This is a genomic window from Candidatus Magnetobacterium casense (assembly GCF_019173545.1).
Classification (GTDB): Bacteria; Nitrospirota; Thermodesulfovibrionia; order Thermodesulfovibrionales; family Magnetobacteriaceae; genus Magnetobacterium; species Magnetobacterium cryptolimnobacter.
Genome location: NZ_JABXWD010000092.1, coordinates 1 through 10848, shown reverse-complemented (window position 1 = coordinate 10848; position 10848 = coordinate 1). Strand labels below are relative to the sequence as shown.

The following is a 10848-nucleotide window of genomic DNA, read 5'->3' as shown; positions in this document are numbered from 1 at the left end:
TGTCTACGCCTTTTTCCCTGGCAAATGCCCGCAGACTCAGATAGTCTTTGTCCTTTGGGGTTCTGGCGTTATTTCTGCGGTGATACTCGTCATACCACAGGGGGTCAAACTTGCCTTTTATGCGAGCCGGTTCTCCTGGCTGCTCTGTTACTTCCGGCGGTTTCGGCTGTACTGCCACAACATCGCCCTGGTCTGTTGGTGTTTGATGGTCAGTATCGTGGCAATGAATCTGTAACTGAGCGATGTAAGCCTCTCTCTCCATGAGTTTCTGTTGCAACGTGGCATTTTCACTCTTGGCCAAGTCTATTTCACTATGCAACCTGGCCATGCAACTGTCATACTGAGACTGTGCAAACCGGAGTTCCTGCTGTAGTCTGTCAATGGTCATCCGTTTGGTTTCAGAGGCCTTGCGCAGACCCGAGTTGAGTTCCTTAAAGTTCTCTATCCCTACGCGTAATTTCGACAACTGTTTTGTCACCAGCATGTGATTGTCTTGCAGGCTGGTGTAGTTGTTGACGAGGTTGTCGTAGTCCGCCCTCAGCTTAACATACAGAGATTGGACGATATCAATTTCCGATGTACTATCCTCAGCGCCTTGCGTTTTCTTCAGACGCTTGAGCTTGTCTATCTCTGCCTGCAACCAGGCTATTACCTTATCTATAACATTCATGTGTGTCTATAATTTCTGGCAGGACAATAACTCATAACACATGACTTTTGATATTGTATGGCATACAAACGGGCAAAACTATGCTTACGACATGGTCGAGTCGTCCCTTTTGTCTCTTTGATTTTCATAAAATCAGCTAAATACATGCCAATTATTATATCATATCTATGAATTCCTGTCAAGAATTTTTTCAATTGACTTGTCTGGATTAATCTTATTATAATCTTTAAGGAGCAAATGATACGATACAAAAGTGACAGACAAAACAATAAGGAGGATTTTTTTATGGCAAGCAATGCACTGATGGACATGTTGAACCAGGCCATAGCAAGGGAGTTAAAGGTGAGCATCCAGTACATGTTTCAGCATATAATGATCAAGGGCAAGCGAGCGAAGTTCATAGGCGCAGAGTTCAGGGCGATAGCTATTGCCGAGATGATTCATGCCGAAAAGATAGCGGAACGCTTGCACTATCTGGGCAGGGTACCAACTACGATACCTGATGTGGCTGACATCGAGGGCACCGAGCAGGAGATGCTCCAAAAGAATATCAACGAGGAGCTGGCCGCCATTGAGCTATACAAAAGGATCATCAAGCTGGCCAATGATGAGGCCGACTCCACAACCAGGATACTCTTTGAGCAGATACTGGCAGAGGAAGAACAGCACCACAGCACCTTCACTACGCTGTTGGGTGAGTAGCGGGCACTGAGGCCCTTACCTGAACAAATGCAAGTTAAACTGATAGTCTTTGACCTTGACGGCACGTTGGTTGATTCGATAGCGGATATAGCACAGGCGGTCAATTACACCATGACCTGTTTTGGCTTGCCTGGGCTGACCGCAGAGGAGGTCAAGGGTTACGTTGGCGAGGGCGTGGGTAATCTGCTGTCGAAGGCATCGGGTGGCAGACTCGTTGAAAAGCAGGACGCCATGCTGGAGGTCTTCGTCAACTACTACCTGCAGCACGTCATGGACTACACGAGGCCATACGATAAGGTCATAGAGACCCTTGAGGCGTTATCCGCCTGCAAGAAGGCAGTGGTCAGCAACAAGACGAAGGCGCTATCTGAGCAACTGCTGTCAGGGCTTGAGATGGCGCACTACTTTGACCTGGTCAGTGGCTCCGACACCTTTACTCAACGCAAGCCATCCCCCCTGCCGGTGCTCAAGACGATGGAAATACTTGGGGTCTCCCCACAGGAAACCCTTATGGTAGGCGATAGCAGCTACGACATCGAGGCAGGCAGAGGGGCCGGGGCCACAACCGTAGCCGTAGCCTACGGGTACAGGCCAATTGAGACGCTGAGAGGGGCCGACTTCATAATCGAAAATGACCTCGTTCAACTGCTCCCGATAATACGCCGGTTGTCGCTATAGACCACGCACCCCCGCATTAAGTCAGACACTGGTGGGTTGTTTGTACAGCCCCTTGACGTTTATGTATGTATGCACGTTGTGGTGCAGGAGGTGTGTCGTGTCCTTGCCCAGACGGGTCAACTCCCTGATGGTTGAAGAGGCAATCTCCAGGGGTGTAACCTTGCAGAGAATGAGGCTGTTACCGCCCCTGACCGGTAACTCTATGGATGTGTGACCGGCACCTTCAAACCCCACCAAGGCTTCCTCCGGCGTCTGAACAAACGGTGATTGCAGCAAATCCGTCGCATGCCAGGGGGGCCTTGTTGTCACGATAAAGTTGGTAGTTGAAACGATCTGTTGAGGCAGGTGCCAGTTGGGCAAATCCAGGAAGGTGTCTATCCCTGCAATGAAAAACAACTCACTGCCCGGAAATTGCGCTCGCATATCCATGAGGGTCAGGAGGGTATAGGAAGGCCCCTGTCGCCCGGCCTCCACCTCGGATAGCTGCAAATATGGACTATCCCCGATGGCCATCTCAATCATCGCAACCCTGTCGGCAAAGGACACAATGCCTTCCCGCTTTATCGGAGGGTTGTACGAAGGGATAAAGATGACCCGCTGAAGTCGGCAATGCAACCATATCTCCTGTGCCACCGTTAAGTGCGCTACATGGATGGGGTTAAATGTACCGCCGTATAGGCCTATCCGGTGTCTTTCACTCATTGCGTACTTTTATAGTGTAGATTATTAACAAGGGGGTTTACAAGGTTGAAATCTTTTTCTGTTGACAAACTAGCAATAGTGCTGCAATACTAACTAGGCTTCAGATTAAAGTGTCTGTTGTGCGTGGGGTATTTACTCTGCGTCTAAGGCGATAAATAAGCCATTTTGGAGGTAATTATAATGAAGCTGAAAGATGTGAAGGCAAGACTGTTAATTGTGGCAGTTGTTACTGTTGCCCTGTGCTGCCTGCAGGGTGCAATTTCATCGAGAGCACTGGCAGAGACAAGACATTCGTTTAGGAATTTACACAAGAATCAACCCAAAATAAGCACGCTGATTAAGACATATAAGATTGACTCTGAACTGCAGGCAAGACAAAAAATGACTCCGGGTGATATTATAGCATCCGAAAAACTGGAACCTTACGACGAAAAAGAAAAGGCCTTCGGTGTCTTACCTCCGATAGCCAGTAAGATTCCTAAACAATACCATCAGGCGCAATTTAAAAAGATTATCGCAACTTTCTTAAAATCCATGGCAGACCAGAAATTAGCCGGCCTCTATGGCATCGAAGTTGTTGACAACAAGGTGTTTGGAATTTCAAGCGTGATCGTTAACGATGAACAGGAGCACTACGCAAAGGAATTATCCCTTGCGTTTGAAAATAGATACGGCACCCCGGATGAAAAGGAGTTTTTCTCCGGTGAACAAGCCCTGCAAAAATGGGAACGATATGTGTTTACATACAACATCATACACGAAAGCAAATGCTACGTCTTTAACGTTTCTTTTAGCGAAGACATCAATCCCAAGAGAACCCTTGTCACAATATCCCTGATCAATGTAGAGCAGGTCTATGACGAGTTCGAAGCAAAGGCAAAGGCCAACTACACAGAGTGGAAAGAGAAGGGCGATAAGAGGGAGCTAAGAATAAGAGATACCATAGAAAAGGCATTTCCCAAGTGATCCCCCTCCTTGTTCGGGAGTGCTTATTGTATTGTTCTGAGTGTGGTGGCGGCAAGTTCAGCCATAAATGCTGCGCCGATGCGGAGGGCATCCTCGTCAAAGTCGAAGTGTGGTGAGTGCAAGGGGGTTCCCGGTGGTGAGCCGATGCTTGCCCCGATGCGATAAAAGCAGCCCGGCACCTCCCTGAGAAAGTAACTGAAGTCCTCCCCACCCATGCTGGGCAGTGGTATGTCGATTATCTTTTCGCTACCGATGAGGTTTTCGGCCACCTCCCGGACAATCTCATACTCCCGCTGGTGGTTGACCACGGGGGGATATCCCTCAAAGTGTCTGACCTCCAAATAGGCATTGTTGAGGGTTGAGAAGGCTGTGGCTATGACATTCATCCGCTCGATGATACGTTTCCTGATGTGGTCACTGGTGGTTCGGATGGTGCCCCGCAGCAGCGCCCGTTCGGCGATGGCATTTGAAACGGTGCCGGCATGTAACTGCCCTATGGTCAACACCGCCGGCTGCAACGGATCAAGCTCACGCGACACTATCAACTGAAACTGTATGGCAATCTGGCAGGCTATCATCAGGGCATCCACGGCCTCATGTGGTCTGGCGCCGTGTCCGCCACTGCCGACAATTTGCACCTCAAAGGTGTCCGTGTATGCCGAGTTGACTCCCGGCTTTATGGCTATCTCTCCGGTGGCGTAGTGACTGTCCAGGTGTGCGGCATATATGGCGTCAATGCCCTTGGTAACCCCTTCGTCTATCATTGGCCTTGCCCCCCCGGAGCCTTCCTCGTTTGGTTGGAAGATAAAGACGACATTGCCCGGCGGTGGGTTTTCCTTTAATATCCTGGCTGCGCCCAACAGCATTGCCACATGGCCATCGTGCCCGCAGGCGTGCATAACACCCTTGACCTTCGACGCAAAAGGCAGACCCGTCTCCTCCGTCAACGACAGTGCATCCATATCCGCCCTCAGTGCCACGGTTGGACGCCTCTCATCGGTGACCAGCCTCCCAACTATGCCAGTCCTTGCCACTCCGCTTATGTACCCTATGCCAAGCCCGTCAAGGTACCTGCCGATAAGTTCACCGGTCTTGTATTCTTTAAAGCCGACCTCCGGCTCCTCGTGTATTGTCCGTCTTATCTGCCTGATCCATGCAAATAACTCATCAGATACGATTTCCCGTACTCTATCCATCTGCTGCCTCCTGATGTTTTAATCTTCTGCCCCGCATCCTGGCCATGACCATCTGAAAGATATAGCGTATCTCTTCGCTCCTAAGTGCCCATGCAACCACCGTATATGCTACCACACACAACGCAATAGTGCAAGTTAAAAATGCCGCCTTACTAAACCCGCTGTCCCCCGAGTCCCAGTGCCAGAGTTTGACCATATACCATCCCATTGCCCCCATTACCACCGAAGCGGTCAACGTCTTGACAAAGGCCACACCGATATCCCCGGCGTCAAGTGTCAGGAGCCTGCCCCTGAGCATGTAAAAGAGCAACGAAAAATTCAGCATCGATGCCAGGGCATTTGCCAGCGCAAGCCCTGCATGTGACAGGGACTGCATCAGGATGATGCTCAGGAGGATGTTTACCAGCACCGAAACAATGGCGGTCTTTACGGGGGTCTTGGTATCCTGCATGGCATAGAACGTCGATGCCACCACCCTGACCCCAACCATTGCCCAAATACCCATGCTGTAGCACACCAGGGCGGATGCCGTTGACACTACTGCGGCGTGGTCAAATTGGCCGCGCTGTAGCAATGTACTCACAATAGGTTCTGCCAACACGATCAGTCCCACCATTGATGGCACCGTTATAGCAAAGAGGAGTTTGAGCGAAAAGGCAAAGTCCCCGGTGAGGGTTTCAAAGTCGCCCCGTGAGGCGTGCTCGGACAGCGCCGGCAAAACGGCCATCCCCATGGCCACGCCAAATATCCCCACCGGAAACTGGATCAGGCGCATGGCATAGTACAGGTACGTGATACTCCCCGTGGGCAGGTAGGAGGCCAGTATTGTGCTCATAAAGATGTTGAGCTGTGCCACGGCCGTGCCCGCCGCCGCAGGAAAGACCAACGCACCGATCCGTTTTAAGCCGGGATGTGAGAAGCGGAAGTTTGGTCGCAGCGAGTAGTTGTTCTTAAAGAATATGGGCAACTGCCATATAAACTGTGCCAGTCCCCCTACCGTAACCCCCACGGCAACGGCCATCACCGGTTCCCTGAAGCGGTCATAGAAGGCGATGATGGTGACGATTATGGCAACGTTAAAACTCGCCGAGGCCATAGCGGGTACGAAAAACTTTTTCTTTGTGTTAAGGGCGCCCATGGTCAGGGCAGAGAGGCTGACAAACAGCAAAAACGGAAACATCGTCCGCGTCAGTGTAACGGTGCCGGCAAACTTGGCCGGATCGTTGGCAAATCCGGGCGCTATGAGTCTTACGATTGGCTCGGCAAAAACAATTCCAAGCACGCACAGAAGCCCGATGACTACGACGATAAAGGTAAACGTCACCCTGACCAGGTCAATTGCTTCTGCTTCACCCTTGTTTGTCCTGTACTGTGTCAGCACGGGTATGAAGCCGCTTGACATGGAGCCTTCGGCAAACAGCTCCCTCAGGAGATTGGGCACTCTGAAGGCAACGAAGAAAGAGTCAGACACCTCCGATGCACCAAAGAACCGTGCCACGATCATGTCCCGTATAAAGCCAAGCACGCGGCTTATAAACGTGGCCACGGACATGACAAAGGCCGACAGCGCTATCTTTCCGTTTGTGTTCAAGGTCTGTCCGGTGGCAACTTAAAACCGCCCGGAGGAGCCTATTGCGTGATGCACTGCCATCCTGGTATCCTCATATGGTGTAAATCGCCATTGTATCAGTATCTAATTTTATACGATCAGCGCTCCGGTGTCAAGCTGTTTGTTTTGTAGGAAGTCTATTGGCCATACTCCGTTGTACGGGGCCGTCATACGATCCCAGCTTTATGTGGCCTGAATGGGCAGTCGTTGCACTTAGTCTGTCCCTGTGCGGGGTTGCAGTAACCGGATATGCCGTGGTGACACATGGCAAAGTCATACTTGACCGGGTCATCGGGGTCAAAGGCCTTTAAGGCATCCGTGATCTCCAGAGCAGTCTTCCAGTCGTTGGTCTTTCTCTTTGTGAATCCCAGGCAGCGTCCTACCCTGGCGATATGCGTATCAAGCGGGATAATGAGTGCATTCTTGGGTACCTCCCCCCATAGTCCGAAGTCTGTATCCTTGTCCCTCACCATCCATCGCAGAAACATATTCAGACGCTTACAGGCGCTGCCCTTATACGGAGAGGGAAACAACTGCAAAAGCCCGGTAGGTCGGATATTGGCTCCGTAGACGGCTGTCGTGTCGATTTCGCCCACGTAATCGGTAAACCTGGCAAGCATGTTGTACACCAAATCTCCCCCGACCTTGGGGGGCAGCAGTGGAGACTTCTGGTAGTCATGTCTTAAAAATGCGGCTTTGACAGACCCCTTGCGCCGTAACACCTTATGGATAAGGTATAGCAGGGCGCATATGTCCTTACCCTTGTTCAGACGGTAGTATATGGATTCAAAGTTATCCCGCTGCCTTCTCACATCAAAGTCGTACAGGAATGCCGCCGGGCTCTGTCCCATCCTGGAGAGGATCGACTCTGTTACAGACTTAAACAACTCCACCTTACCGTAGGCAAATGAGGAGGCAATAAGCGCCACCGTCTCAATATCCATGGGGTCGGTGTAGCGATGGGGAAACTCTACCGGGTCATTTAAGATGCCTCTTTTAAAGTCAAACCCGGCATAAAAGCTATCAAGTACCTGCTTCAACATGGTCGCTTTATAGTATCCTCTTTATATTGCATGGTAAAAGAAAGAAGGAGGGCGGCTCCGCCCCCTCCTCAGACCTCCCCTGCAAGGGGGCCAGCTCCCTTGACCCCATCTTACCATGCTTTTCTTAGAGGATACAATTTATACACCCGATAGTGCTTTAAAAATATTGATGGAGTTGAGGTGGCAGAGGGCAAGGGCAAGGGCATCGGCACTGTCTGAGGTGAGTTCAGCGCCAATATCAAGGATCAGTCTGGTCATTTTTATTACCTGGTCCTTGTCGGCCCTGCCATAGCCCACCACGGCCTTTTTGACCTCCAGGGCGCTGTACTGGACAACCGGGACATCCTCGATGGCGGCTGACAGCATGGTCACACCACGCGCATGTCCCAAGTGCAACGCAGCCTGCTTACCCCGTGCATAGAACACCTTCTCTATGGCTGCCTCATCGGGGCGTACATCCCTTATAACTGCCCTCAGCTCTTCAAACAACTGCTTTAATCTTAGCTCCAGGGGCTTGCCCTTTGACATGCGGATATCGCCGGAGGTAACATAATGGAGTTCGTGCCCCTTTTTGGCAACCACTCCATAGCCACACACTATACTGCCAGGGTCGATTCCTATCACTACCTTCACTGGTGGAATCGGCCACAGGTGTTAATCAGTGGATTGCCTGACAGGGCTCTCACTCTTTTCTTTATTCTTTAACGTCGGAGGCCCCTTCTTGCCACACGCACAGAGAGAAAGGCTCAGTGTGACAATCAGGACGGCTTGCAATGCCTTTTGCAATGTATTTCGCATTAGGGAGTCTCTTTGCGGAGTTTTCTTAATCTGTCGATCTGGTTTTTTATTTCCCGGGGTGAGGTGCCACCGTAGGCCCTTTTGTTGGCAATGGAGCTCTCAAGTGTCAGGGCATTGTATATATCGGCCTCTATCTGTGGTGAAAAACCGTGGAACTGCTCCAGTGTTAATTCGGTTAGTTCTTTTTTGTTGTTGTCGATGCAGTGTCTGACAATTCTGCCGGTTATTTCGTGTGCGCTCCTGAAGGGTACGCCTTTTCTGACGAGATACTCGGCGAGGTCTGTGGCCAGGGAAAAACCTCCGGCTGCGGTTTCATACATGCGAACGTTGTTGAATCTAACATTTTGCATCATTTCGTTTATGATCTCCAGGGATACCTTAACCGTATCAACGGCGTCAAAGAGGGCTACCTTGTCTTCCTGCATATCCCTGTTGTAGGTCATGGGAAGCGCCTTCATCAGCGTCAGTATACTCATCAGGGAGCCGTAGAGTCTTGCGGTCTTTCCTCTGATTAGTTCGGCCACGTCGGGGTTTTTCTTCTGTGGCATGATGCTTGAACCGGTGGTAAAGGCATCGGCGATTTCTATGAAGCCAAACTCCACACTAGCCCACAGAACTATCTCCTCGGCCATCCTGCTGAGGTGCATCATGACAACGGCAGCATCCGATATGAACTCAACGATGAAGTCTCTGTCTGAAACGGCATCCATGGAGTTATCTGCGATACGTCCAAAGCCAAGCAGTTGGGCTACATACTCCCTGTCGATATCCAGAGTGGTTCCGGCAAGGGCACAGGCGCCCAGGGGCAGGGTGTCGATCCGCTTAAAAGCATCCTCAAATCTCTCCCGGTCACGCACGAGCATCTGTGCATAGGCCAGTAGGTGTTGTGCCAGGGAGACCGGTTGTGCCCGCTGCATGTGCGTGTAACCCGGCATGATGGTATCTATGTGTCCCTCGGAGATATCCACAAGGGTATCGATAAATGCCTCAATCCGACGGCTCACCTCACGGGTTTCGTCCCTGAGATAGAGTCTGATATCGAGGGCTACCTGGTCGTTGCGCGAGCGGGCGGTATGCACCTTTCTGCCAGCATCTCCGACCTTTTCTATCAGGGCGGCCTCTATATTCATGTGGATGTCCTCAAGTTCCTGTCTGAAGGTGAAGCGTCCGTTGCGGATATCTTCGGCGATTTCCTCCAGCGCTGTCAATATGGCTTGGGCCTCGACATCGGTTATGATGCGTTGTTTTTGCAGCATCTTCACGTGCGCAGTAGTCCCCTCAATGTCGTAGGGCCAGAGTCGCTTGTCAAACGATATGGACTCCGTAAAGCCCTCCACGCTGGCCGCCACACCAGCGGTAAACCTGCCAGACCATAGTTTCTTCATCACTATTTGAGGATATACTTTTACCAGTACATTGGTCAAGAGATGTTCTGCAGTGAATTGTAAAAAAAATAGTAATAGTTCAGCTATACAATTGAAATGTTGTGTATAATCAACCCAATGTCAACAAGGTAAGAAGGGGTCAAGGGGGCTGGCCACCTTGCAGGGGGTTCTGAAGGGGGGCGGAGCCGCCCCTTTCTTTCCTTCTTCTTAGGGGGGTGAACTATTACAAAAAATATAGATTGGCAAAGTCACATTTCATAACATACCGCCCCCTTATTTGTCTTTCTTCTTCTTACATCTCCATGAGCAGATTCAATGCCTGTGATATGCTGTCGATGATCTCACTTGCAAGCGTGCTGTGCAACCCCGCTCTTTCAGCGGCCAACTCCCCGGCAAGACCGTGGACGTAGACCCCCAGGAGTGTTGCATACAACGGAGGCAATCCCTGACCGGCAAAGGAGGCAATGATGCCCGTCAGGACGTCCCCGGAACCGGCCTTGGCCATTGCAGCCGTCCCCGATGGATTTACGAAGGTTTTGCCCTCCGGATCGGCTGTCACGCTTGGAGCGCCCTTATACACTACATAGGCGGTGGAGGCGGTGGCAAAGCGCGCCGAACAGTTTATCTTGTCAGACTCTATGTCGGAAATCAAGGAGGTCAGTTCCCCCGGCCCCTCCGACAACAGACGAGCCATTTCACCTGCATGAGGCGTTATTATGACAGGCGAACGAGAGGTGTTCAAAACACCCAACCTCTCCGTATAGTCAAGCATTGCAAGGCTGTTTATACCGTCGGCATCTATAATCACCGGCACCGGAGACCTCTCTATCACACCCCTTATGATCTCAACCGTATCGTCATCCACGCCCATGCCCGGACCAATGGCCAGACAATCACACTTCTTGCCCAGAAAATCAAGTATCTGTGGCAGGGCGTCTTTTGAAAACCCCTTCTTGCTGTTGCTTGCACATGGCAGGGTCATCTCCTCAAGCACCTTTGTCTGATACACGTCCATCAGCGTCTCTGGCACCCCGATGGTCACCAGCCCTGAGCCGGTGCGCAACGCTGCCCTGCCGGCCATTAACACTGAACCCGTCTT

Annotated in this window: 12 protein-coding genes; 3 read left to right on the top strand and 9 right to left on the bottom strand. The window is 51.1% G+C overall.

Annotated elements, in window-relative coordinates; all coding sequences use genetic code 11:
* The coding region (locus HWQ67_RS06900) for a hypothetical protein (protein ID WP_218251945.1) at positions 1-670 on the bottom strand (670 nt) is incomplete at its 3' end.
* A 285-nt stretch (positions 671-955) separates the two neighbouring features.
* On the opposite strand from HWQ67_RS06900, the gene HWQ67_RS06895 reads away from it, so the two are divergent.
* The gene (locus HWQ67_RS06895) at positions 956-1372 is read left to right on the top strand and encodes a ferritin-like domain-containing protein (RefSeq protein ID WP_218251944.1); all 417 of its coding nucleotides are present in this window, start codon (positions 956-958) and stop codon (positions 1370-1372) included.
* A gap of 27 nt (positions 1373-1399) precedes the next feature.
* Positions 1400-2050, top strand: coding sequence for an HAD family hydrolase (locus HWQ67_RS06890; protein ID WP_218251943.1), 651 nt, complete (start codon positions 1400-1402; stop codon positions 2048-2050).
* A gap of 21 nt (positions 2051-2071) precedes the next feature.
* Here HWQ67_RS06890 and nadD read toward each other — a convergent pair whose 3' ends face one another.
* Complete coding sequence (gene nadD / locus HWQ67_RS06885; protein ID WP_218251942.1) at positions 2072-2752, bottom strand: nicotinate (nicotinamide) nucleotide adenylyltransferase; 681 nt, start codon at positions 2750-2752, stop codon at positions 2072-2074.
* Between the two features lie 180 nt (positions 2753-2932).
* Between nadD and HWQ67_RS06880 the strand changes: the two genes are divergently transcribed.
* Positions 2933-3718, top strand: coding sequence for a hypothetical protein (locus HWQ67_RS06880; protein ID WP_218251941.1), 786 nt, complete (start codon positions 2933-2935; stop codon positions 3716-3718).
* A gap of 23 nt (positions 3719-3741) precedes the next feature.
* On the opposite strand, the gene HWQ67_RS06875 is transcribed toward HWQ67_RS06880, so the two are convergent.
* From HWQ67_RS06875 to HWQ67_RS06850, 7 genes are all read right to left on the bottom strand, one after another.
* Positions 3742-4914 carry a M20 metallopeptidase family protein gene (locus HWQ67_RS06875; protein ID WP_218251940.1) on the bottom strand — a complete coding sequence of 391 codons (1173 nt, stop codon included), beginning with the start codon at positions 4912-4914 and terminating at the stop codon, positions 3742-3744.
* Complete coding sequence (gene murJ, locus HWQ67_RS06870) at positions 4907-6505, bottom strand: murein biosynthesis integral membrane protein MurJ (RefSeq protein ID WP_218251939.1); 1599 nt, start codon at positions 6503-6505, stop codon at positions 4907-4909. Before murJ ends, HWQ67_RS06875 begins: the two co-directional genes overlap by 8 nt.
* Positions 6506-6690: 185 nt before the next feature.
* Entirely contained in the window at positions 6691-7566 is an 876-nt protein-coding gene (locus HWQ67_RS06865; RefSeq protein ID WP_218251938.1) for a TIGR02757 family protein, read from the bottom strand.
* 138 nt (positions 7567-7704) lie between these two features.
* Positions 7705-8199 (bottom strand): crossover junction endodeoxyribonuclease RuvC, encoded by a 495-nt coding sequence (gene ruvC / locus HWQ67_RS06860; protein WP_218251937.1) that lies wholly within the window; start codon positions 8197-8199, stop codon positions 7705-7707.
* Between the two features lie 21 nt (positions 8200-8220).
* Entirely contained in the window at positions 8221-8364 is a 144-nt protein-coding gene (locus tag HWQ67_RS20440) for a lipoprotein (RefSeq protein WP_425340708.1), read from the bottom strand.
* Positions 8364-9749, bottom strand: a complete 1386-nt coding sequence (gene argH / locus HWQ67_RS06855) for an argininosuccinate lyase (protein WP_255317154.1) — start codon at positions 9747-9749, stop codon at positions 8364-8366. The genes HWQ67_RS20440 and argH overlap by 1 nt, the downstream gene beginning before the upstream one ends.
* A 292-nt stretch (positions 9750-10041) precedes the next feature.
* Positions 10042-10848, bottom strand: an 807-nt coding sequence (locus HWQ67_RS06850; protein ID WP_218251935.1) for an NAD(P)H-hydrate dehydratase, incomplete at its 5' end; no start/stop codon positions are given.

Excerpts from the sequence above, each read along its gene's own strand:
- HWQ67_RS06895 (WP_218251944.1), top strand. The coding sequence starts at position 956 with ATGGCAAGCAATGCACTGATGGACATGTTGAACCAGGCCATAGCAAGG.
- HWQ67_RS06890 (WP_218251943.1), top strand. The coding sequence starts at position 1,400 with ATGCAAGTTAAACTGATAGTCTTTGACCTTGACGGCACGTTGGTTGAT.
- nadD (WP_218251942.1), bottom strand. The coding sequence starts at position 2,752 with ATGAGTGAAAGACACCGGATAGGCCTATACGGCGGTACATTTAACCCC.
- HWQ67_RS06880 (WP_218251941.1), top strand. The coding sequence starts at position 2,933 with ATGAAGCTGAAAGATGTGAAGGCAAGACTGTTAATTGTGGCAGTTGTT.
- HWQ67_RS06875 (WP_218251940.1), bottom strand. The coding sequence starts at position 4,914 with ATGGATAGAGTACGGGAAATCGTATCTGATGAGTTATTTGCATGGATC.
- HWQ67_RS06865 (WP_218251938.1), bottom strand. The coding sequence starts at position 7,566 with ATGTTGAAGCAGGTACTTGATAGCTTTTATGCCGGGTTTGACTTTAAA.
- HWQ67_RS20440 (WP_425340708.1), bottom strand. The coding sequence starts at position 8,364 with ATGCGAAATACATTGCAAAAGGCATTGCAAGCCGTCCTGATTGTCACA.
- argH (WP_255317154.1), bottom strand. The coding sequence starts at position 9,749 with ATGAAGAAACTATGGTCTGGCAGGTTTACCGCTGGTGTGGCGGCCAGC.